This window comes from Pseudomonas sp. MAG733B, from assembly GCF_036884845.1.
GTDB lineage: Bacteria > Pseudomonadota > Gammaproteobacteria > Pseudomonadales > Pseudomonadaceae > Aquipseudomonas.
Map to the genome: position 1 here is coordinate 108,896 of NZ_CP145732.1, position 21,164 is coordinate 130,059.

Genomic DNA, 21,164 nt, shown 5'->3' on the forward strand with positions numbered 1-21,164 from the left:
AGATCGGGGGTTAGGGCCGGGCTGCGAATTCGGTGTTGCAAAAGTCCTGAGAAACATCGATTTCCTGTAGGAGCCGAGCTTGCTCGCGATGGCGGTCTGACTGCTAGCACATACGTCGAATGTGCTGACGCTATCGCGAGCAAGCTCGGCTCCTACAGGATTACGCGTCGTCCCGTGTTATTCAGCCTTACAGCCACGGCCAATCAAATCATTGGTGGCGACCCAGTAAACCAGGCCTTCCTCACCTTTCATGTGAAACGCCAGCATGTTGTCGCTGTACAGCGAACCCGAAGCGCCCGGCTCTTCCTTCAGGCGATAGACCTGATCGGCGCCGCCCAGGCGTACGTCGACTTGCTTGCGGCTGTCGTCGGTGTAGCGCCACAGCACCTTGGCCTGACTGTCGCAGGTCCAGGTGGTCCAGTTGTCAGCCGGGGCCGACGATTGGAACGGGTTCAAATTGGCGCACCCTGCCAGCAGTGCCAGCGCCGTAATGGCGATAAAACCTTTCATCCGTGTTCCTCGACTGACGGCGCACGCCACCAGCCCTGAGTAAAGAGTCAGACCCGTCAAGGACAACCATGTTCCTTGGCGGGCGTCTGGGTCTCGTATTTGTCCAGGCCTTCAGGCCCGGAACGCTTGTTGAGCACCGGATTGGTTTCCGCCTGCCAGTCGGCCTGGTAGCAACCTTTTTCCGGCGCCGATGGCGCAGGCTCCGGAGTGGCTTTCGGGTTACTCCCGCAAGCCACCAGCGAACCGGCGACGATCAACAGCGCTAACGTCTTGACCATTTCAACACTCCCTCGCCTGGTCAAACGGGCGACTCTCAGGCCTTGGCCCGGCTTTCCAGGACTTCAACGGCTGGCAGTACTTTGCCTTCGACGAATTCGAGGAATGCGCCACCGCCGGTAGAAATGTAGGAGATTTGGTCGGCAACGCCATATTTGTCGATGGCCGCCAGCGTATCGCCACCGCCCGCGATCGAGAACGCCGAGCTTTCAGCAATGGCCTGGGCCAGCACTTTGGTGCCGTTACCGAACTGGTCGAATTCGAACACGCCGACCGGACCGTTCCACAGGATGGTTTTCGACGATTTCAGCAGCTCGGCGAAGTTGGCCGCGGTCTGCGGGCCGATGTCCAGAATCATGTCGTCGGCAGCAACGTCAGCGATCAGCTTGACGGTGGCCGCAGCGCTTTCAGCGAATTCCTTGGCAACCACAACATCAACCGGCAACGGCACGCTGACTTTGGCGGCGATGGCACGGGCGGTGTCCAGCAGGTCAGGCTCGTACAGCGACTTGCCGACCGGGTGACCGGCTGCGGCCAGGAACGTGTTGGCGATGCCGCCGCCGACGATCAGTTGATTGCAGATCTGGCTCAGGCTGTTCAGTACGTCGAGTTTGGTCGACACCTTGGAGCCGGCAACGATGGCTGCCATTGGCTGGGCTGGAGCGCCCAGGGCTTTGCCCAGTGCATCCAGTTCTGCGGCCAGCAACGGGCCGGCAGCAGCGATTTTGGCGAACTTGGCCACGCCGTGGGTCGAACCCTCAGCACGGTGCGCGGTGCCGAAAGCGTCCATCACGAACACGTCGCACAGGGCGGCGTATTGCTGGGCCAGTTCATCGGCGTTCTTTTTCTCGCCCTTGTTGAAGCGCACGTTTTCGAACAGCACGATGTCGCCCGCTTTCACGTCGACGCCGCCCAGGTAATCAGCCACCAGCGGCACTTCGCGGCCCAGGGCCTTGCTCAGGTAGTCGGCGACTGGCTTGAGGCTGTTCTCGGCCGAGAATTCACCTTCGGTCGGACGGCCAAGGTGCGAGCAAACCATTACGGCCGCGCCTTTTTCCAGGGCCAGCTTGATGGTCGGCAGCGAAGCCAGGATTCGCGCATCGCTGGTGACAACACCGTCCTTGACTGGGACGTTGAGGTCTTCGCGGATCAGTACGCGCTTACCTTGCAGATCGAGGTCGGACATCTTCAACACGGTCATGGGTCGCATTTCCTGGGTAGCTATTTAGAGAGCAGGTTTTTTGGATGAAGCTATTTGCAGATAGTGTTCCGCAACGTCGAGCATTCGGTTGGCAAAACCCCATTCGTTGTCGAACCAGGCCAGGATGTTCACCAGCCGTGGGCCGGAAACGCGGGTCTGACTGGCATCGACGATCGCCGAATGTGGGTCATGGTTGAAATCACAACTGGCGTGAGGCAACTCGGTGTAAGCCAGAAGGCCTTTGAGCGGGCCGCTGGTGGCAGCCTCGCGCAGGATCCGGTTGACCTCGGTGGCGTCGGTGTCGCTAACCGTTTGCATCGTAATGTCGAGGCAAGACACGTTCACCGTCGGCACACGTACGGCTTTGGCCTGAATTCGTCCGGCAAGTTCCGGCAACAGGCGCTCGATGCCGCGCGCCAGACCAGTGGACACCGGAATCACCGACTGGAACGCCGAACGGGTGCGGCGCAGGTCTTCGTGGTGATAGGCATCGATCACCGGCTGATCGTTCATCGCCGAGTGAATCGTGGTGATCGACACGTATTCCAGGCCAATGGCCTGGTCCAGCAGACGCAACAAAGGCACGCCGCAGTTGGTGGTGCAGGAGGCGTTGGACACCAGCAGTTCGTCGCCGGTCAGGCAATCCTGGTTCACGCCGTAGACGATGGTGGCGTCGACATCCGCCTCGCTGGCCATCGGCTGGGAAAACAGCACACGCGGCGCGCCGGCGTCGAGGAAACGCTGGCCGTCTTCACGGGTGTGGTAAGCGCCGGAGCACTCCAGCACCAGATCGACGCCCAACGACGCCCAATCGATGCCTTCAGGGGTGGCACTGCGCAGGACCTTCACGCAGTCGCCATTAATATGCAGACAATCGCCGTCGACCTTCACATCACCGGGAAAACGCCCGTGAGTGGAGTCGAAGCGTGTCAGGTATTCGATGCTGGCCATGTCGGCCAGATCGTTGATCGCGACAATTTCAAACCCGGCTTTCTCGCCTCGCTCGAACAACGCACGCAAGACGCAACGACCAATCCGGCCGTAGCCGTTGAGTGCAACTTTGTAGGGACGCGGTTGAGGCATGGGGTTCTCGATAGTATTCGCTAACAACACAATCCCGTGTAGGAGCTGTCGAGTGAAACGAGGCTGCGATCTTTTGATCTTGGTTTTGAAGATCAAGATCAAAAGATCGCAGCCTGCGGCAGCTCCTACAGGGAGCGGCGGTGGTCGTGAGACCACCGCACGGAGCTTAGTCTTCCAGCAGCTCTTCAGCCTGACCCAGAATGTTTTCCAGGGTGAAGCCGAACTCTTCGAACAAGGCAGGCGCAGGCGCCGACTCGCCGTAGGTGGTCATGCCGATCACGCGACCTTCCAGGCCCACGTACTTGTACCAGTAGTCCGCGTGAGCAGCTTCGATGGCGATACGGGCGCTGACCTGCAACGGCAGAACCGATTGCTTGTAACCGGCGTCCTGGGCATCGAACACGCTGGTGCAAGGCATGGAAACCACGCGCACCTTGCGGCCTTGCTCGGTCAGTTTGTCGTAGGCCTGAACGGTCAGACCCACTTCCGAACCGGTAGCGATCAGGATCAGCTCAGGCTCGCCTGCGCAGTCTTTCAGCACATAACCACCACGGCTGATGTCGGCGATCTGGCCATCATCACGGGTTTGATGCTGCAGGTTCTGACGCGAGAAGATCAGGGCCGAAGGACCGTCCTTGCGCTCCAGAGCGTTTTTCCAGGCCACAGCCGATTCAACGGCATCGGCCGGACGCCAGGTGTCGAGGTTCGGCGTGCAGCGCAGGCTGGCCAGTTGCTCGATTGGCTGGTGAGTCGGACCGTCTTCGCCCAGACCGATGGAGTCGTGGGTGTAGACGTGGATCACACGCTGCTTCATCAGGGCCGACATGCGCACGGCGTTGCGGGCGTATTCCATGAACATCAGGAAGGTCGCGCCGTAAGGCACCAGGCCGCCGTGCAGGGCAACGCCGTTCATGATCGCGGTCATGCCGAATTCGCGCACGCCGTAGTACATGTAGTTGCCGCTGGCGTCTTCGGCGGTAACGCCTTTGCAACCTTTCCACAGGGTCAGGTTGGAACCGGCCAGGTCAGCCGAACCGCCGAGGAACTCAGGCAGCAGCGGGCCGAACGCGTTCAAGGCGTTCTGGCTGGCTTTACGGCTGGCGATGGTTTCGCCTTTGGCAGCCACTTCAGCGATGTAGGCTTCGGCCTTCTCGGAGAAGTCCGCTGGCAACTCGCCGCTCAGGCGACGCACCAGTTCGTTGGCTTCGGTCGGGAACGCAGCGGAGTAAGCAGCGAAACGCTGATCCCACTCGGCTTCAACTGCACGACCGGCTTCCTTGGCATCCCACTCGGCATAGATGTCGGCCGGGATTTCGAACGGGCCGTGGTTCCACTTCAGCGCCGCGCGGGTCAGGGCGATTTCCGCGTCACCCAGTGGGGCGCCGTGGCAGTCTTCCTTGCCTTGCTTGTTCGGCGAACCGAAGCCGATGGTGGTCTTGCAGCAGATCAGGGTCGGCTGGGCGCTTTTGCGTGCAGTCTCGATCGCAGTCTTGATCTCTTCCGGGTCGTGACCGTCGACATTGCGGATCACTTGCCAGTTGTAGGCCTCGAAACGCTTCGGCGTGTCATCGGTGAACCAGCCTTCGACTTCGCCGTCGATGGAGATGCCGTTGTCATCGTAGAAAGCGATCAGCTTGCCCAGGCCCAAGGTGCCGGCCAGCGAAGCGACTTCGTGGGAAATGCCTTCCATCATGCAGCCATCACCCAGGAACACGTAGGTGTGGTGATCGACGATGTCGTGGCCAGGACGATTGAACTGCGCCGCCAGGACTTTTTCAGCCAGGGCAAAACCCACGGCATTGGCCAGACCCTGGCCCAGTGGACCGGTGGTGGTCTCGACGCCCGGGGTGTAGCCGAGCTCCGGGTGGCCCGGGGTGCGGCTGTGCAGTTGGCGGAACTGCTTGAGGTCTTCGATCGACAGGTCGTAGCCGGTCAGGTGCAGCAGCGAGTAGATCAACATCGAGCCGTGGCCGTTGGACAGCACGAAGCGGTCACGGTCGGCGAACGATGGATTGCTCGGGTTGTGCTTGAGGTAGTCGCGCCAAAGCACTTCGGCGATATCTGCCATACCCATAGGGGCACCGGGATGGCCGCTGTTGGCTTTTTGCACGGCATCCATGCTGAGGGCACGAATGGCGTTGGCACGCTCACGACGGCTAGGCATCGCTGATCTCCTGGGGTTCTGTAACAAGGGTGAATAATCGAAACGGAAAAAAGGCGAGCATTTTCCCTCACCCAGACGCCTCGGGGCAATGACAGATAGTCATCTGGAGGCGTTTTTCCAATGGATAACGGCGGTTTGGGCTGGTGAAACCTTTCCGCCATTCGTTTGTTGACTGAAGCTAACGTTAAGAAGTGCCATCTATCGAGCAATATCAAAACTTTTTGATATTGCTCTTGCGATGCTATCAGTGCGTGACTAGACTGCCGGCCTTATGAATTTACGCGTGCCTTCCATTCGCCATGACGATTGCGATGAGCTGGCGGCCCTGTGCAAGGCCGGCGGCGATCCTCTGCGGTTGAATGTTTTGCGCGCACTGGCCAACGACTCGTTCGGCGTACTGGAACTGGCGCAGATCTTCGGCATCGGCCAGTCCGGCATGAGCCATCACCTCAAGGTTCTGGCCCAGGCCGACCTGGTGGCGACCCGCCGTGAAGGCAACGCGATTTTCTATCGTCGCGCCCTGCCCCACACCGATCTGCTGGGCGGCAAGCTGCATGCGGCCCTGCTCGAAGAAGTGGACGACCTGACCTTGCCTGCCGATGTGCAGTCGCGGATCACTCAGGTCCATGCACAACGGGCGGCGGCCAGTCAGGACTTTTTCTCACGGGTCGCGGAGAAGTTTCGCGCCCAGCAAGATTTGATCGCCGGCCTGCCGCAGTACCGCGAAAGCGTGGTGGCCTTGCTCGACAAGCTGAGTTTCAGCGCAGACGCTACCGCCATTGAAGTCGGCCCCGGAGACGGTGCTTTTCTGCCGGAACTGGCGCGCCGCTTCACCCAGGTCACGGCGCTGGACAATAGCCAGGCGATGCTCGAACTGGCGCGCGAAGTGTGCGAACGGCAAATGCTGACTAACGTCAGCCTGCAATTGGCCGATGCCTTGAACGGCGTGAGCCTCAAGGCCGATTGCGTTGTACTGAACATGGTGCTGCATCATTTCGCCGCGCCGGCCGATGCACTCAAGCACATGGCAAATTTGCTGCAACCAGGCGGTAGCCTGTTAGTGACAGAGTTATGTAGCCACAACCAGAGTTGGGCCAGGGAAGCCTGCGGTGATCTCTGGTTGGGGTTTGAACAGGACGATCTGGCCCGTTGGGCCACCGCTGCGGGACTCGTTCCCGGGGAAAGCCTCTATGTAGGCTTACGTAATGGTTTCCAGATTCAGGTCCGCCACTTTCAGCGACCGACTGGCGACACTCACCATCGGTAATTTCAGGAAAACATCGAGATGAGCGAATACTCCCTTTTCACCTCCGAGTCCGTGTCTGAAGGGCATCCGGACAAAATCGCCGACCAGATTTCTGATGCGGTGCTGGACGCAATCATTGCTGAAGACAAGTTCGCCCGTGTGGCGTGCGAGACTCTGGTGAAAACGGGCGTGGCGATCATCGCCGGCGAAGTCACCACCTCGGCCTGGGTTGACCTGGAGCAGATCGTTCGTGACGTGATCACCGACATCGGCTACACCAGCTCCAACGTTGGTTTCGACGGTGCGACCTGCGGCGTGATGAACATCATCGGCAAGCAGTCCCCTGACATCAACCAGGGTGTCGACCGTGCCAAGCCTGAAGATCAGGGCGCCGGCGACCAGGGCCTGATGTTCGGCTACGCCAGCAACGAAACCGACGTGCTGATGCCGGCACCGATCACGTTCTCGCACCAACTGGTTCAGCGCCAGGCCGAAGCCCGTAAATCCGGTCTGCTGCCTTGGCTGCGTCCGGACGCCAAGTCGCAAGTGACCTGCCGCTACGAAAACGGCAAGGTTGTCGGTATCGACGCGGTTGTCCTGTCGACCCAGCACAACCCGGAAGTGTCGTACAACGACCTGCGCGAAGGCGTGATGGAGCTGATCGTCAAGCACGTGCTGCCTGCCGACCTGCTGACCAAGGACACCCAGTTCCACATCAACCCGACCGGCCAGTTCATCATCGGTGGCCCGGTAGGTGACTGCGGTCTGACCGGTCGCAAGATCATCGTCGACAGCTACGGCGGCATGGCCCGTCACGGCGGCGGCGCGTTCTCCGGCAAGGATCCATCGAAGGTTGACCGTTCCGCTGCCTACGCCGGTCGTTACGTGGCGAAGAACATCGTCGCTGCCGGCCTGGCCGAGCGTTGCGAGATCCAGGTTTCCTACGCAATCGGCGTCGCTCAACCGACTTCGATCTCGTTGAACACCTTCGGCACCGGCAAGATCAGCGATGACAAAATCGTCAAACTGGTCCGCGAAGTGTTCGACCTGCGTCCATACGCGATCACCAAGATGCTCGACCTGCTGCACCCGATGTACCAGGAAACCGCAGCGTACGGCCACTTCGGTCGTACCCCGGCGACCAAGACTGTTGGCGAAGACACCTTCACCACCTTCACCTGGGAAAAAACCGACCGCGCCGACGACCTTCGTTCCGCTGCCGGCCTGTAAGACTTCCCCGGTTGTACCAAAAGCCCCGCACGGTTCGCCGTGCGGGGCTTTTTGTTGTTTTGCGTGCAGCCGCGTCGCCACCGGTAATACCCGGCAAAACACCTTCTCTACTACCCACGCAATCCTGACTAGCCTTCAAGAGCCCTCAACGAGCAAGGAAGCTCACAATGCCCGTGCTGATCGCTTTTCTTCTGACATTCCTCTGTCTGGGAACCAACGCCGCCGAATGCCCCGGCTGGCCACCCGAACGCGCCTCGAATGAAATCACTGCACTGCAAAACCAAATCGATCTCTGGGACGATAACTATCACCGCCAGGGCCGTTCACTGGTCGCCGACGAACTCTACGATCAGTCCCGCGCGCGCCTGAGCGAATGGCGCCTTTGCTTCAACCTGAGTACATCCGCAGAACCGTTACGCACTGCACGCGGCACACTCGCGCACCCCGTCGCCCATACCGGTCTGGACAAATTGCGCGATGGGCAAGCGGTCGAAAACTGGCTGCGTGACCGTACAGATATCTGGGTCCAACCCAAGGTCGACGGTGTTGCCGTGACCCTGATTTATCGGCAAGGCTTGTTCATTCAAGCCATCAGTCGCGGTGACGGTACGCACGGCCAGGACTGGACAGCTTCGGCGCGCCAGATCGCCGCCATTCCCCAGCGACTGTCACAGCCGCTGGACCTGCTGGTGCAAGGCGAACTCTACTGGCGCCTGACCGATCATATTCAGGCCCAGGCCGGCAGCCTGAATGCCCGCTCCACGGTTGCAGGTTTAATGGCCCGCAAGAATTTGAGCGCCGAGCAGGCGACCGGGATTGGCCTGTTTATCTGGGACTGGCCCGAAGGTCCGGCTAGTGTGTCGGAGCGCATCGAAAGGCTGGAGGAACTGGGTTTTCCGCCAACCACGCCGTACAGCCACTCCATCAATAAATTTGCCGATGCCGAGCAGTGGCGCAATCACTGGTATCGCTCGCCCCTGCCATTCGCCAGCGACGGTATCGTTCTGCGGCAAAACCAGCGCCCACCCGCCGAACGCTGGCATGCCAAACCACCATTTTGGAGCGTTGCCTGGAAGTACCCCTTCGCCCAGGCACTGACTGAAGTGCGCAAGGTCCAGTTCAAGATCGGCAGGACCGGGCGAATCACCCCGGTACTGGAACTGACGCCGGTGATGCTCGATGACCGACTAATCAAACGCGTCAGTGTGAGTTCCCTGCAACGCTGGCAAACGCTGGACATTCGACCGGGCGACCAGGTCGCCATCAGTCTGGCCGGCCTGACCATTCCCAGACTGGACTCGGTGGTGGTGCGCAGCATCGAGCGTGCGGAATTGAGTGTGCCGCTGGCGACGGATTTTCATGCGCTGAGTTGTTGGCAGCCGACAGCGGGATGCGAAGGTCAGTTTCTCGCCCGCCTGACCTGGCTCAGTGGCAAGCAGGGTCTGGCCTTGCCCCACGTCGGCCCCGGCACTTGGGAAAAACTTTTTGTAACAGGCCGTCTGAACGGTCTGCTGGATTGGTTGACCCTCGATGCTCAAGAGCTTGCTACCATTGATGGTTTCGGCGAACGCAGTGCTGCGCGTCTTTTGAGCAGTTTCGAGAGTGCCCGGCAGCGCCCCTTCGCCCGCTGGCTCAAAGCGCTGGGCATGCCGCCGACCGGCCAGGCACGCCTCGCGGATTCCTGGCAGGCGCTCGCACAACGAAGCACCGAACACTGGCAGGCCGAACCTGGTATCGGCCCCGGACGCGCGACGCAACTGAGCGCATTTTTCCGCGACCCACAGGTCCTGGCCTTGAGTGAAACATTACGTGAGGCAGGGATTGACGGCTTTTAGCCACCGACAATGCCTTCCCACCCGGGAACCCAATAGTACTGATGGGCTCAAACAAGCCATCGCCGCTTCGACCCGATTGCCTTTTCAAATGGAGCTTTTATGAAATTTCTTTCACCGCTGGCCCTGTTGACCCTTTGCAGCGTAATGGCCGCTCCATTGATGGCCGCCGAAGACGCCCCGGGCCTGACCGGCTGCGCCGCCAAGAAGCAAGGCATCATCAACCAGATCGAACTGGCCAAATCCCATGGCAATGCCGACCAGCAGGCAGGCCTGGAAAAAGCCTTGAGCGAAGTCACCGCCAACTGCACCGACGCCTCGCTGAAGAAAGAACGGGAAAACAAGGTGCTCGACGCCAAGCACGAAGTCAGCAAGCGTCAGGCTGATCTCGACAAGGCCATGAAAAAAGGCGACCCCGAGAAGATCAACAAGCGCAAAGACAAACTCGCCGAATCCCGCAAGGAGTTGCAGGAAGCGGTGGATGAGCTGGATAAGTAAGACGCTCTGGTTTTATGGGGTGAAGCGCATTTCGTGGCGAGGGAGCTTGCTCCCGCTGGGTTGCGAAGCGACCCCAAGACCAGCCACTGCGGTTAGCCGGACAGACCGCGTTGACCGGTTTACGACTGCTTTGCAGCCGAGCGGGAGCAAGCTCCCTCGCCACAATTGTGCCAATCAATGATCCCGAAACTGCTTATGGCACGCACTACAGGCATCTTCGACCTTCTGCATCGCCGGCCCCAGGTTGCTGGCTTTGTAGGGTTGAACCTGACTGGCGATCACCAATTCACCGGTGGCGGCTTCAAGGGTGCGGGCCATTTCCTGGAAACGTGCCTGCTTGTCCCAGACATCGCTTGTGGCGCTGGTGTGGTCTTCTTCACGCACCTGAGGAAAATGCTTCCATGGCTCATGGGACAGCGCGTCGAGTTTCACCGCGCCGTCAGCGAACTTCGGACCATCGAACGGAATACGGCCACGCAACATGCCGCCCAGGTCTTCGCCGGTCTTGAGCATTTGCTTGAAAATGGCCTTGCGCTGACCGAGTGGAGAATTGGGATCGATAGCACCGCAAGCGGACAAGGTCAAACAGGCCAGCAATACAACAGAAAGTCTTTTGAGAGTCATGGTGGCTTCAGGTCACGGGAAACGGCGGCCAGTATCCCCGTGTCATCGGCAAACACCAATAGCCCTATTATCAATACGGGTTGCCTGAGCGCATGGAGCACCCAGGCAACCGGCAAAGGAATTACTCCATGAACAGCCGTTTCAAGGCGTGGCGTCACAGCCTGGCCTGGACCCTGCCGATGGTGGCCCTGCTCGCAGGCTGCACCGGTGGCGACAAGCAACAACCGAAAACCCATGCCTTGGCCACTTACTCCAGTGCTACATGGGAAGCGCTGCCGGCAGTATCGGACACCGATCTCGTCGCCGGTTTCGGTTCATGGCGCAGTGCATGTACCCGACTCAAGGCCGATCCGGTCTGGGGCGGCACCTGCGCAGCGGCCGCCAACGTGCCGCAGACCGCCAGCGACATTCGCGGCTTTCTCAAGCAGAACCTCGACGTCTACGGCCTGCGCGCCGCCAACGACAACCCCAACGGCCTGATCACCGGCTACTACGAACCGGTTTATCCCGGCAGCCTGACCCAGACCGCCACAGCGAACATCCCGGTGTACGGCGTCCCCGAAGACATGATCATCGTCTCCCTCGACAGCATTTATCCGGAACTCAAAGGCAAGCGCCTGCGCGGCCGGCTCGAAGGTCGAGTGCTCAAGCCTTACGACGATGCCGCGACCATCGAAACCAACGGAGTCAAGGCGCCGGTAGTGGCCTGGCTGACTGATCCAATGAACCTGCAATTCCTGCAAATCCAGGGATCGGGTCGTATCCAGCTCGACAGTGGTCGCCAACTGCGCATTGCCTATGCCGACCAGAATGGCCACCCGTATCGGCCAATCGGTCGCTGGCTGGTGGAACAAGGCGAGCTGAAAAAAGAAGACGTAACCATGGGCGCGATCAGTAATTGGGCGAAGGCCAATCCGTCGCGCATTCCAGAGCTGCTCGGCAGCAACCCGAGCTATGTGTTCTTCACTCGCAACCCGGACAGCAACGAAGGGCCGCGCGGCTCGCTCAATGTGCCGCTGACGGCGGGATACAGCGCTGCGGTAGATCGCAAGGTGATTCCGCTAGGCAGCCTGCTTTGGTTATCCACAACCAAACCGGATGGCACAGCATTGGTTCGGCCGGTCGCGGCGCAGGACACCGGTGGCGCGATTGCCGGTGAAGTGCGTGCTGACTTGTTCTGGGGCACCGGCGATGCGGCCGGGCAACTGGCCGGAGACATGAAGCAGCTGGGTCAAATCTGGATGCTCTGGCCCAAAGGTGCAGCGCTGCCGCAAGTGCCTCAAGTGGCCGACAAGCTTTAAAAACAAAAGATCGCAGGCTGCACGCTCGATGTAGGAGCTGGCGCAGCCTGCGATCTTTTGATCCTTCTTTTAAGCCGACACCACAAAGAAACTCACGATCAGCCCCATCCCCACAAACCACATCAACGACCGCAGCGTCGCCAGGTCCGTCAGATAGAAAATGATGTAGAGCAGACGACTGGTGATGAACAACACCGACAGCACATTGATCGTCACCAATTCGGCATTGCCCGCCAGATGCGCCACGATCACTGCAGCCGCAAACGCTGGCGTCACTTCAAAGCTGTTCAGCTGCGCCGCATTCGCCCGCTTGCCCAGACCTTCCAGGGAATCAAGAAACCCCCGAGGGTCATGATTGTGTCTCAAACCATATCCGCCGCTGATCTTGGCCACGCCCGTGCACACATACGGCAGGAAAATCGCGATCAAGATGCACCACAGAGCAACCGTCATAAAGCAGTCCCTTTTTCACGTTTCAGAGCAGTCAGAATTTCATCACCAGCATGCCGATCAACACCATTCCGCAGGCCAGAAGCCGGGGTCGGCCGAAAGGTTCTTTCAGGTAGCGCATGCCGAACAGCACCACCAGAATCACGCTGATTTCACGCAGGGCCGCCGCTTCTGCAATCGAGCCCAGCTGCATGGCCCACAGCACCAGAGCGTAGCTGAACAACACGCAGAAACCGACCGCCAATCCCAATCGCCACTGTTCACGCCAGAACAACTTGAAGGCCGGCCGCTTGCGCACCCACGCCAGCAACGGGAACGGCCAGGCACTGAGCAGCGTGACCCAGACCAGATAATCCAGTGGATGCGACCAACGCCGCAGCGCCTGCCCATCGATGAAGGTGTAGCAACCGATACACAGGCCGATCAGCGCCACCACCGGCAACATCGACCACGGCAGGCGCGCACCACCTCCGCCCTGCCAGAGCAGGCACAACATGCCGAGCGGAATCAGCAGGATCCCGAAGATCTGCTGGTTCGTCAGCACCTCGCCGGCAAAAATCAGCGTCAGCGCCAATACCACCAGCGGCGACAACCCGCGCATCAGCGGATAGACCAGCCCCAGATCGCCGACCCGATACGCCTGAATGAGCAAATAGCGGTAGAGCAACTCGAAGGCCGCCGAAGCCAGAATCCACGGCCATAGTTCCAGTGGCGGCAGGGACACGAACGGCAACATCATGGCGACAAACAGCAACGCCACGCTGTCCATGCAGGCCACGACCAGCAACCGTTCCGCACTGAATTTGATCAGGGTATTCCACGCCGCATGCAACAGCGCCGCCACCAACACCAACGCCGTCGCAAGCACGGCACACTCCTTATTGTTGCCCCAATTTCCACCTGTAGGAGCTGCCGAAGGCTGCGATCTTTTGATCGTGCTTTTTAAAAATCAAAAGATCGCAGCCTTCGGCAGCTCCTACATAAAGCGGATGGAGATTTGATTCGCCATATGTCAGCGGCTGTTTATACTGCAAACGACCACGCCGCACTCAGTTGCACACAGACTAATTCCAATAGAAAAATCTGCCCTGGCCCGCTCTCGTCGAGAACGGTCTTCGGCATGCGTATGCCTGATCAGAGCGTCAAGACTACCGACAGAGACCTTGCGCATGCCACTCGCTTTGCTTGCCCTCGCTGTTGCCGCGTTCGGCATCGGCACCACTGAATTCGTCATCATGGGCCTGCTTCCCGATGTCGCCCGCGACCTCGCGGTGAGCATTCCCCATGCTGGATTGTTGATCACCGGTTACGCCCTGGGCGTGGTGTTCGGCGCGCCGATCCTCGCAGTCGGCACCGCCAACATGCCACGTAAAGCCACGTTGCTGGGCATGACGCTGATGTTCATCCTCGGCAACATGCTCTGCGCTTTAGCGCCGAACTACGCCACGTTGATGGCCGCGCGAGTGGTCACGGCGCTGTGTCACGGTGCGTTTTTCGGGATCGGCTCAGTGGTTGCAGCCGGGTTGGTCGCACCGAACAAACGTGCCCAGGCGATTGCCATGATGTTTACCGGGCTGACCCTGGCCAACGTGCTCGGCGTGCCACTGGGCACTGCGCTCGGACAATACGCCGGCTGGCGCTCGACGTTCTGGGCCGTTTCGGTGATCGGCGTGATCGCGGTAATCGCGCAGTGGGTTTGGTTGCCGAAAGACATCGCCATGGACAAGGCCAACCTCGCCAGCGAGTTCAAAGTACTGGGCAAGATCAATGTGCTGCTGGCTCTGGGCATGAGCGTACTGGCCTCGACCAGTCTGTTCAGCGTATTCACCTACATCGCGCCGATTCTGCAGGACATCACCGGCGTCAGCCCCCACGGCGTGACGATCATGCTGCTGTTGTTCGGGGTCGGCCTGACCGCGGGCAGCATGCTCGGCGGCCGTCTCGCCGACAGCCGATTGCTGCCTTCACTGGTCGGTATGGCACTGTCCGTGGTGGTGGTATTGGCCGCTTTCAGCCAGACCAGCCACTCGGTTGTCCCGGCAGCGATCACGCTGGTGCTGTGGGGAATATTTGCCTTCGCCCTGTGTCCGATCCTGCAACTGCTGATCATCGATCAGGCCCACGAAGCCCCTAACCTCGGTTCAACCCTGAACCAGAGCGCGTTCAACCTCGGCAACGCGGCGGGTGCCTGGATTGGCGGTTTGGTAGTAGCCAGCGGAGCCGATCTGGCGGATCTGCCCTGGACCGGCGCACTGGTCAGCGGTCTGACCGTCCTGACCGCGCTCTTCTACATCTATCTGCAACGCCGCAGAGCAGAGGAAGAAAAAAACCTGGTCCAGATTGAGCCGTGACCCGATCAGAAATCGGCCGCGGACACCCACGCACCGGGGACAGACGTTGTGTGAATACTTTCCAAACCGTATAGCCGATTACTGACGCGCACCGGAATGGCCTATGCCAGAGCGTTTCAGGTATTTTTTTGCTGGCCTTCCCCGGCTTTATTGCCAATTGATGCGTGAGGTTTTGCTGCGCCGCATCGGGGCTAAAGTGTCGCTTCCGAACATTTATCAAGGAAGAGGCAAACATGACTGGTGCCATCAGCCAATCAATTTCGACACGTCTTTTGAGTGTCGCGAACACCACCGATCACAACTCACCCACAACCCCGATAGACAATGATTGCGCAGACTTTCAGAACGGTTCCATGCGTATCGGACAGGGTACGTGCGAAGTGTTGGTGCACTGCGTGACAGATCGAGCGCTGACTATCCGGCGCTACGAAGACGGCGTTGTCGAGATGGACCTGAAACTCCCCGACATCGAGCGCCTGGTACTCAGTGGTGGCGGTGCCAAGGGTGTCGCCTTCTCGGGGATGGTCAAGGCACTGGAGGCCGACCAGGTGCTGGACAAGATCCGCACTATCTCCGGCTCATCGGCCGGGGCCATTTCAGCGGCTTTTCTGGCCAGTGGCATGGGCCACTCAGACTTCGACAAGATGTCGGACGAGACTAACCTCGTCGCACTGCTCGACAGTCACAACAAGATTCTCGGGCCGATTCAGCACGTCAGCTCCGTCATCGGCAAGGGCATCGCAAAAGTCCCCGGCAAGGCGGGTAGCATTGGACGGCTGCTGCTCGATCTGATGCCTCGCCTCCAGTCCAAAGCCGCACCGCTGGAAGAACTGCTTCACGAGAAAATGGTTGAGTCTGTTCAGTCACGCTTCAAACACGCCCTTAACGATCCGCAGCGACAGCTTTCACAGGCCACCAAAGACTGCGTTGAGCAAATAAACACCAACGGCTATGTGACATTCGGCGATCTGGCGACACTCAGCAAAGAGCTGCCTGAAATCAAACAACTGAACATCACCGGAACGGCCATGCTCGACGGACGCCCGCAAATGGTGGTGTTCAATGCCAGTCTGACACCGGATATGGATGTAGCCCGCGCGGCCCATATATCAGGTTCGTTGCCCGTCGTTTTTCAGAAGCCTTCGGAACAGGGACTGCCCTTTCAAACTAAGGGAGAGCTAACGTCCTTCCAGGACGGCGGAATCATGCTCAACACACCGGTTCTGGACCTTTACGAACCTCAATTTCCAATGAGTCCGATTCCCGAAAGCGATCAGCTAATCCTCAAGTTCGAGAGCGGGAATAACGACACCAAAAAAGATCGTGGGACCGTGGGCTCGGCACTGGCCGATAAAATCGTCGGCGTTCGCTACGCGGCTCGGGACGCACAAGAAGCAAGCGGCCTCAAGGCCTTTGAAAAGCAAACAATCGTCGTTCCATTGAAGACTGAAAAAGGCGACTTTACGGGTACGTTCAATGGCACCGTCAACTTCAGCATGCCGTTGAAGCACAAAAACCACTTGCAGCAAAAACTGGAAGTTGAGGTGAGTGAATATCTGAAACGCCATGAAAGCAGCGAAACCTACACATTCAACTCCATCGGTGGCGCACTTCTGGCCCTCGATGACCAAATGTTCGAAGCTGCAGCGAATGAACTGCAAAATGATCCCGGCTGTGCAGAAGTCATCGACTTCCGCCAAAAATCTCAACAGACGATGACGGACTTAAGCCAAGCCTTGATCGAGGCGAAAGCCACAGGCTCCGACAAGCTGAACCTCACTGCTCCACTGAAAGATGCAATTCACGCTCTTGATCAACTCGGCGACACGCCGGGCAAGATTGAATGGCTGGCAAAAAAACTCAACCATGGAAACGTTCCGGATCACATGGAACTGCTTCAAGCGGTTAAACGCATTGATGCCGATACAGGGGGGCCGAAATCCGTCGTGCTGACTAAAGCGATCGAGGAAATGGGCGCCCGCGACATCGTAACCAAGAGCGAAAACTTCATTCGCGAAGTGATCTATCCTTCCTTGTATCGTCTTGACCAGCCTGATTCAAACGTCAGGCTGTTAAAGGCAGCAATCGTTGACCTGCGAGAGACTACCAGCACCGAGGGTTACAACGCTGTACTCAATCGGATTGCCGATCAGTACGTCTCGCGCAACTTCCCGAACTCGTCACGCCCGTTCAACTCGACAACAGTCGATCAAGCCCGGGCATGGGTGATTCCCGGCGGATAAAAACTACATGCCATTCGGTCGGGCGACCGTTGAGGCCTCGCCCGGCTAGTGTTCATCAGACTCCGGCTCGGCTTGGTTTCCCTTATCTTTTGGCGCGCCGGACTCACTGCGAATCTGCGCATGACTGATCAGCGCAAAGATAAAGCTGCCGCCGATGATATTCCCCGCCAGCGTCGGGCCTGCGAAGACCAGAAAAAAATCCTGCCATGGCAATTCACCGGCGAACACCAGGTATGAGACCTCCAGCGAACCCACCACGATGTGAGTGAAATCCCCCAGCGCCATGAAATAGGTGATGAGGATGATGATCCATATCTTGGCGCTCTCCATGGAGGGGATCATCCAGACCATGGTGGCGATCATCCAGCCAGAGATAATGCCCTTGGCGAACATCTGACTGGCATGGTTTTCCATGACCTTGCGGCCGATGTCGAGGAAGGCCACGTCGGTCTTGCTGTCGAAAATCGGCAATTCCAGCATGACGTAAGCCACCAGCAATGTGCCGCAGAGGTTCCCGAACAGCACCACACCCCACAGCCGCAGCAAACGACCGAAATTGCCCAGGGTGGGTTTGCTCATGATCGGCAGTACGGCGGTCAGGGTGTTTTCGGTGAAGAGTTGCTGACGGGAGAGGATCACTGCGAGAAAACCGGCGCAGTAGCCGAAACTGGCGATCACCTTGAAACCTTCGTCGTCCGGCAGGCGGGAATTGAGCAAGCCCATGGCCATCAGCGACAGGCCCATGGTCAACCCTGCCGCCAACGCCGACCACCACAGAGCGGCAATGCTGCGCTCAAGTTCCTTATCACCTTGAGTGCGGATGATTTCGTGCAGTACCGCCGCGCGCGGTGGCTGGTTTTTTTCGACCTCGTGCTGTTCTTTTGCCGAGAGATCGGGGGTCTTGCCGTCTTTTCGAGTGTCCATGGAACTCCTGAACCGCTGGCCTGCGATGTAGTTACGACCCGCGCGGTTCAGATTCCGTTCGTCATCCTCGAATTATTCGACGCTGCCGTCATCCTTGAACTGGTCCTTGACGTACTTGATCTCGGTCCGGCCATGGGGCGCGGGCAAGCCGTCCTCACCCAGGTTGACGAAAACCATCTTCTCCACCGTCAGGATGCTTTTGCGGGTGATCTTGTTGCGCACTTCGCAAGTCAGGGTGATCGAGGTGCGACCGAATTCGGTGGCGGTGATGCCCAGCTCGATGATGTCGCCCTGGCGCGACGCACTGACGAAGTTGATTTCAGAAATGTACTTGGTGACGACACGCTGGTTGCCTAACTGGACGATGGCGTAAATCGCCGCTTCTTCGTCGATCCAGCGCAGAAGACTGCCGCCGAACAGCGTGCCGTTGGGGTTGAGGTCTTCGGGTTTAACCCATTTGCGGGTGTGGAAATTCATATTCACTCCTGACCGTCTTGCCGATTGATGCCCGCAATCATGGCAGAGCCCGCGCCAGAGCTCTATCAAGCATCGACTATGGCCTCGATTACCGTTCGGACATTGACCAACAGAAACCCTTTGGAAGATCAGCATAGCCCGCTATAATCGCCCCCGTTTCAAAACGGTAACTTCCACTTGCTACCGTTTTCCCGCCACCTGTCCGAGGGGCGCTGCAGCAGGTTCAACCTGTCAGGCTCGGATGGGGCGTTGCCTGGCCTTGATTGGCTGGACACTAAACGCACAACGGCGCCCATTCGCATACATTACGAATGGAGGCTCTTCATGAGCGCTGTTATCACGCCTGCAGATTTTACCGATTACAAAGTCGCCGACATGTCCCTGGCTGCCTGGGGCCGTCGCGAAACCATCATCGCCGAATCCGAAATGCCGGCTCTGATGGGTCTGCGCAACAAGTATTCCGCTGAGCAACCGCTCAAGGGCGCGAAGATTCTCGGCTGCATCCACATGACCATTCAGACCGCCGTGCTGATCGAAACCCTGGTTGCCCTGGGTGCCGAAGTACGCTGGTCGTCCTGCAACATTTTCTCGACTCAGGATCAGGCCGCTGCTGCCATCGCCGCTGCCGGCATCCCGGTTTTCGCCTGGAAAGGTGAAACCGAACAAGAGTACGAGTGGTGCCTGGAGCAAACCATCCTCAAGGATGGCGCGCCTTGGGATGCCAACATGATCCTCGACGACGGCGGCGACCTGACCGAGCTGCTGCACAAGAAGTACCCACAGGTTCTGGATCGCGTCCACGGCGTGACCGAAGAAACCACCACCGGCGTACACCGCCTGCTGGACATGCTGGCCAAGGGCGAGCTGAAGATCCCGGCCATCAACGTCAACGACTCGGTGACCAAGTCCAAGAACGACAACAAGTACGGCTGCCGTCACAGCCTGAACGACGCGATCAAGCGCGGCACCGACCACCTGCTGTCCGGCAAGCAAGCGCTGGTCATCGGTTACGGCGACGTGGGCAAGGGCTCCGCTCAGTCCCTGCGTCAGGAAGGCATGATCGTTAAAGTCTCCGAAGTCGACCCGATCTGCGCCATGCAAGCCTGCATGGACGGTTTCGAACTGGTTTCGCCATTCATCGACGGTGTCAACACCGGTACCGAAGCAAGCATCGACAAAGCGCTGCTGGGCAAGATCGACCTGATCGTGACCACCACCGGTAACGTCAATGTTTGCGACGCGAACATGCTCAAAGCCCTGAAGAAGCGTGCTGTTGTCTGCAACATCGGCCACTTCGACAACGAAATCGATACCGCTTTCATGCGCAAGAACTGGGCATGGGAAGAAGTGAAGCCGCAGGTTCACAAGATCCACCGTACCGGCGCTGGCGATTTCGATCCGCAGAACGATGACTACCTGATCCTGCTGGCCGAAGGCCGACTGGTTAACCTGGGCAACGCTACTGGCCACCCAAGCCGCATCATGGACGGTTCGTTCGCCAACCAGGTTCTGGCGCAGATCTTCCTGTTCGGCCAGAAGTACGCCGACCTGTCGCCAGCCCAGAAAGCCGAGCGCCTGACCGTTGAAGTACTGCCGAAGAAACTCGACGAAGAAGTGGCCCTGGAAATGGTCCGTGGCTTCGGCGGCGTCGTGACGCAACTGACCAAGACCCAGGCCGACTACATCGGCGTGACCGTCGAAGGTCCGTTCAAGCCGCACGCTTACCGTTACTGATCGGTCCTACTGCCTGCTCTCCTTTGTGGGAGCGGGCTTGCTCGCGAAAGCGGTTTATCATTCAACATCCATGTCGTCTGACCCACCGCGTTCGCGAGCAAGCCCGCTCCCACATTGGGATGTGCAAGCCTCACAGGCTTTTGCGTTTCCAAGGATAAGACCATGTCCCAAGATCGTCGCTACAGTTTCGAGTTCTTCCCTACGAAGACCGATGCTGGGCATGAAAAGCTGCTCGCCACTGCTCGTCAGCTGGCCACTTACAATCCTGATTTCTTCTCCTGCACCTACGGCGCTGGCGGTTCGACCCGTGATCGCACGCTCAACACCGTGTTGCAGCTCGAAAGCGAAGTCAAAATCCCTGCCGCGCCGCACTTGTCTTGCGTGGGCGACAGTAAGGACGACTTGCGCGGCCTGCTGAGCCAGTACAAGGCCGCCGGCATCACCCGTATCGTCGCCCTGCGCGGTGACCTGCCGTCAGGCATGGGCATGGCCAGCGGGGAATTGCGCCACGCCAATGACCTGGTCGAATTCATTCGTGAAGAGACCGGCGATCATTTCCACATCGAAGTCGCCGCTTACCCGGAAATGCATCCGCAGGCGCGCAACTTCGAAGACGATATCGCCAACTTCGTGCGCAAGGCCAAGGCTGGCGCCGACAGTGCGATCACCCAGTACTTCTTCAACGCCGACAGCTATTTCTACTTCGTGGATCGCGTACGGGCGTTGGGCGTGAACATCCCGATCGTTCCGGGAATCATGCCGATCACCAACTACAGCAAACTGGCGCGCTTCTCCGATGCCTGCGGTGCGGAAATCCCGCGCTGGATCCGCAAGCAACTGGAAGCTTACGGCGATGACACTCCGAGCATTCAACGCTTCGGTGAGCAAGTCATCACCGAAATGTGTGAGCGTTTGTTGCAAGGTGGCGCACCCGGTTTGCATTTCTATACCCTGAACCAGGCAGAAGCCAGCCTGGCCGTGTGGAACAACCTGAAGCTACCGCGCTGATCGTCTCCACAC

The 21,164-nt window shown here is 58.9% G+C and carries 19 protein-coding genes and 1 riboswitch; of the genes, 9 read left to right on the forward strand and 10 right to left on the reverse strand.

Features of this window, described 5'->3' with window-relative positions; translation table 11 throughout:
* Nucleotides 1-177 precede the first annotated feature (177 nt).
* The 5 genes from V6Z53_RS00470 to tkt all read right to left on the reverse strand — a co-directional run bounded on the left by V6Z53_RS00470 (nucleotide 178) and on the right by tkt (nucleotide 5,234).
* A complete protein-coding gene (locus tag V6Z53_RS00470; RefSeq protein ID WP_338583626.1) occupies nucleotides 178-510 on the reverse strand; it encodes an MliC family protein in 333 nt (110 codons plus the stop codon).
* A 56-nt stretch (nucleotides 511-566) separates the two neighbouring features.
* On the reverse strand, nucleotides 567-788 hold the full coding sequence (locus tag V6Z53_RS00475; RefSeq protein ID WP_338583627.1) for a hypothetical protein: 222 nt from the start codon (nucleotides 786-788) through the stop codon (nucleotides 567-569).
* A 35-nt stretch (nucleotides 789-823) separates the two neighbouring features.
* The gene (locus V6Z53_RS00480) at nucleotides 824-1,987 is read right to left on the reverse strand and encodes a phosphoglycerate kinase (RefSeq protein WP_338583628.1); all 1,164 of its coding nucleotides are present in this window, start codon (nucleotides 1,985-1,987) and stop codon (nucleotides 824-826) included.
* Between the two features lie 24 nt (nucleotides 1,988-2,011).
* Entirely contained in the window at nucleotides 2,012-3,070 is a 1,059-nt protein-coding gene (epd, locus tag V6Z53_RS00485; protein WP_338583629.1) for an erythrose-4-phosphate dehydrogenase, read from the reverse strand.
* A 166-nt stretch (nucleotides 3,071-3,236) separates the two neighbouring features.
* Complete coding sequence (tkt, locus tag V6Z53_RS00490) at nucleotides 3,237-5,234, reverse strand: transketolase (RefSeq protein ID WP_338583630.1); 1,998 nt, start codon at nucleotides 5,232-5,234, stop codon at nucleotides 3,237-3,239.
* A gap of 271 nt (nucleotides 5,235-5,505) precedes the next feature.
* Between tkt and V6Z53_RS00495 the strand changes: the two genes are divergently transcribed.
* The 4 genes from V6Z53_RS00495 (at nucleotide 5,506) to V6Z53_RS00510 (ending at nucleotide 10,040) form a co-directional block, all read left to right on the forward strand.
* Nucleotides 5,506-6,501 carry a metalloregulator ArsR/SmtB family transcription factor gene (locus V6Z53_RS00495; RefSeq protein WP_338583631.1) on the forward strand — a complete coding sequence of 332 codons (996 nt, stop codon included), beginning with the start codon at nucleotides 5,506-5,508 and terminating at the stop codon, nucleotides 6,499-6,501.
* 18 nt (nucleotides 6,502-6,519) lie between these two features.
* Nucleotides 6,520-7,710, forward strand: coding sequence for a methionine adenosyltransferase (gene metK / locus V6Z53_RS00500; protein ID WP_338583632.1), 1,191 nt, complete (start codon nucleotides 6,520-6,522; stop codon nucleotides 7,708-7,710).
* A 167-nt stretch (nucleotides 7,711-7,877) separates the two neighbouring features.
* Complete coding sequence (gene ligB / locus V6Z53_RS00505) at nucleotides 7,878-9,545, forward strand: NAD-dependent DNA ligase LigB (RefSeq protein ID WP_338583633.1); 1,668 nt, start codon at nucleotides 7,878-7,880, stop codon at nucleotides 9,543-9,545.
* 99 nt (nucleotides 9,546-9,644) lie between these two features.
* The gene (locus V6Z53_RS00510; RefSeq protein ID WP_338583634.1) at nucleotides 9,645-10,040 is read left to right on the forward strand and encodes a DUF1090 domain-containing protein; all 396 of its coding nucleotides are present in this window, start codon (nucleotides 9,645-9,647) and stop codon (nucleotides 10,038-10,040) included.
* 174 nt (nucleotides 10,041-10,214) lie between these two features.
* Here the strand turns inward: V6Z53_RS00510 and V6Z53_RS00515 are convergent, their stop codons facing one another.
* Complete coding sequence (locus V6Z53_RS00515) at nucleotides 10,215-10,664, reverse strand: cytochrome c (RefSeq protein ID WP_338583635.1); 450 nt, start codon at nucleotides 10,662-10,664, stop codon at nucleotides 10,215-10,217.
* A gap of 128 nt (nucleotides 10,665-10,792) precedes the next feature.
* Between V6Z53_RS00515 and V6Z53_RS00520 the strand changes: the two genes are divergently transcribed.
* Nucleotides 10,793-11,965 carry an MltA domain-containing protein gene (locus V6Z53_RS00520; RefSeq protein WP_338583636.1) on the forward strand — a complete coding sequence of 391 codons (1,173 nt, stop codon included), beginning with the start codon at nucleotides 10,793-10,795 and terminating at the stop codon, nucleotides 11,963-11,965.
* A 69-nt stretch (nucleotides 11,966-12,034) separates the two neighbouring features.
* Here the strand turns inward: V6Z53_RS00520 and V6Z53_RS00525 are convergent, their stop codons facing one another.
* Together V6Z53_RS00525 and V6Z53_RS00530 are read right to left on the reverse strand one after the other, a co-directional pair.
* The gene (locus tag V6Z53_RS00525; RefSeq protein ID WP_338583637.1) at nucleotides 12,035-12,418 is read right to left on the reverse strand and encodes an MAPEG family protein; all 384 of its coding nucleotides are present in this window, start codon (nucleotides 12,416-12,418) and stop codon (nucleotides 12,035-12,037) included.
* 31 nt (nucleotides 12,419-12,449) lie between these two features.
* Complete coding sequence (locus V6Z53_RS00530) at nucleotides 12,450-13,283, reverse strand: EamA family transporter (protein ID WP_338583638.1); 834 nt, start codon at nucleotides 13,281-13,283, stop codon at nucleotides 12,450-12,452.
* Between the two features lie 301 nt (nucleotides 13,284-13,584).
* On the opposite strand from V6Z53_RS00530, the gene V6Z53_RS00535 reads away from it, so the two are divergent.
* Nucleotides 13,585-14,766, forward strand: coding sequence for an MFS transporter (locus tag V6Z53_RS00535; protein WP_338583639.1), 1,182 nt, complete (start codon nucleotides 13,585-13,587; stop codon nucleotides 14,764-14,766).
* A 233-nt stretch (nucleotides 14,767-14,999) separates the two neighbouring features.
* Nucleotides 15,000-17,009, forward strand: a complete 2,010-nt coding sequence (locus V6Z53_RS00540) for a patatin-like phospholipase family protein (RefSeq protein ID WP_338583640.1) — start codon at nucleotides 15,000-15,002, stop codon at nucleotides 17,007-17,009.
* A 45-nt stretch (nucleotides 17,010-17,054) separates the two neighbouring features.
* On the opposite strand, the gene V6Z53_RS00545 is transcribed toward V6Z53_RS00540, so the two are convergent.
* Both V6Z53_RS00545 and V6Z53_RS00550 read right to left on the reverse strand, forming a co-directional pair.
* A complete protein-coding gene (locus tag V6Z53_RS00545; RefSeq protein ID WP_338583641.1) occupies nucleotides 17,055-17,933 on the reverse strand; it encodes a formate/nitrite transporter family protein in 879 nt (292 codons plus the stop codon).
* Between the two features lie 72 nt (nucleotides 17,934-18,005).
* Entirely contained in the window at nucleotides 18,006-18,410 is a 405-nt protein-coding gene (locus V6Z53_RS00550; RefSeq protein ID WP_338583642.1) for a hotdog domain-containing protein, read from the reverse strand.
* Nucleotides 18,411-18,608: 198 nt separating this feature from the next.
* Nucleotides 18,609-18,711: riboswitch (S-adenosyl-L-homocysteine riboswitch) on the forward strand.
* A 23-nt stretch (nucleotides 18,712-18,734) separates the two neighbouring features.
* Between V6Z53_RS00550 and ahcY the strand changes: the two genes are divergently transcribed.
* On the forward strand, nucleotides 18,735-20,144 hold the full coding sequence (gene ahcY, locus V6Z53_RS00555; RefSeq protein ID WP_338583644.1) for an adenosylhomocysteinase: 1,410 nt from the start codon (nucleotides 18,735-18,737) through the stop codon (nucleotides 20,142-20,144).
* A gap of 162 nt (nucleotides 20,145-20,306) precedes the next feature.
* The gene (metF, locus tag V6Z53_RS00560) at nucleotides 20,307-21,152 is read left to right on the forward strand and encodes a methylenetetrahydrofolate reductase [NAD(P)H] (RefSeq protein ID WP_338583645.1); all 846 of its coding nucleotides are present in this window, start codon (nucleotides 20,307-20,309) and stop codon (nucleotides 21,150-21,152) included.
* The last annotated feature ends 12 nt before the right edge of the window (nucleotides 21,153-21,164 follow it).

What these genes read in the sequence shown, in the direction of transcription:
- V6Z53_RS00470 (WP_338583626.1), bottom strand. Translation starts at nt 510, where the DNA reads ATGAAAGGTTTTATCGCCATTACGGCGCTGGCACTGCTGGCAGGGTGC.
- V6Z53_RS00475 (WP_338583627.1), bottom strand. Translation starts at nt 788, where the DNA reads ATGGTCAAGACGTTAGCGCTGTTGATCGTCGCCGGTTCGCTGGTGGCT.
- V6Z53_RS00480 (WP_338583628.1), bottom strand. Translation starts at nt 1,987, where the DNA reads ATGACCGTGTTGAAGATGTCCGACCTCGATCTGCAAGGTAAGCGCGTA.
- epd (WP_338583629.1), bottom strand. Translation starts at nt 3,070, where the DNA reads ATGCCTCAACCGCGTCCCTACAAAGTTGCACTCAACGGCTACGGCCGG.
- tkt (WP_338583630.1), bottom strand. Translation starts at nt 5,234, where the DNA reads ATGCCTAGCCGTCGTGAGCGTGCCAACGCCATTCGTGCCCTCAGCATG.
- V6Z53_RS00495 (WP_338583631.1), top strand. Translation starts at nt 5,506, where the DNA reads ATGAATTTACGCGTGCCTTCCATTCGCCATGACGATTGCGATGAGCTG.
- metK (WP_338583632.1), top strand. Translation starts at nt 6,520, where the DNA reads ATGAGCGAATACTCCCTTTTCACCTCCGAGTCCGTGTCTGAAGGGCAT.
- ligB (WP_338583633.1), top strand. Translation starts at nt 7,878, where the DNA reads ATGCCCGTGCTGATCGCTTTTCTTCTGACATTCCTCTGTCTGGGAACC.
- V6Z53_RS00510 (WP_338583634.1), top strand. Translation starts at nt 9,645, where the DNA reads ATGAAATTTCTTTCACCGCTGGCCCTGTTGACCCTTTGCAGCGTAATG.
- V6Z53_RS00515 (WP_338583635.1), bottom strand. Translation starts at nt 10,664, where the DNA reads ATGACTCTCAAAAGACTTTCTGTTGTATTGCTGGCCTGTTTGACCTTG.
- V6Z53_RS00520 (WP_338583636.1), top strand. Translation starts at nt 10,793, where the DNA reads ATGAACAGCCGTTTCAAGGCGTGGCGTCACAGCCTGGCCTGGACCCTG.
- V6Z53_RS00525 (WP_338583637.1), bottom strand. Translation starts at nt 12,418, where the DNA reads ATGACGGTTGCTCTGTGGTGCATCTTGATCGCGATTTTCCTGCCGTAT.
- V6Z53_RS00535 (WP_338583639.1), top strand. Translation starts at nt 13,585, where the DNA reads ATGCCACTCGCTTTGCTTGCCCTCGCTGTTGCCGCGTTCGGCATCGGC.
- V6Z53_RS00540 (WP_338583640.1), top strand. Translation starts at nt 15,000, where the DNA reads ATGACTGGTGCCATCAGCCAATCAATTTCGACACGTCTTTTGAGTGTC.
- V6Z53_RS00545 (WP_338583641.1), bottom strand. Translation starts at nt 17,933, where the DNA reads ATGGACACTCGAAAAGACGGCAAGACCCCCGATCTCTCGGCAAAAGAA.
- V6Z53_RS00550 (WP_338583642.1), bottom strand. Translation starts at nt 18,410, where the DNA reads ATGAATTTCCACACCCGCAAATGGGTTAAACCCGAAGACCTCAACCCC.
- ahcY (WP_338583644.1), top strand. Translation starts at nt 18,735, where the DNA reads ATGAGCGCTGTTATCACGCCTGCAGATTTTACCGATTACAAAGTCGCC.
- metF (WP_338583645.1), top strand. Translation starts at nt 20,307, where the DNA reads ATGTCCCAAGATCGTCGCTACAGTTTCGAGTTCTTCCCTACGAAGACC.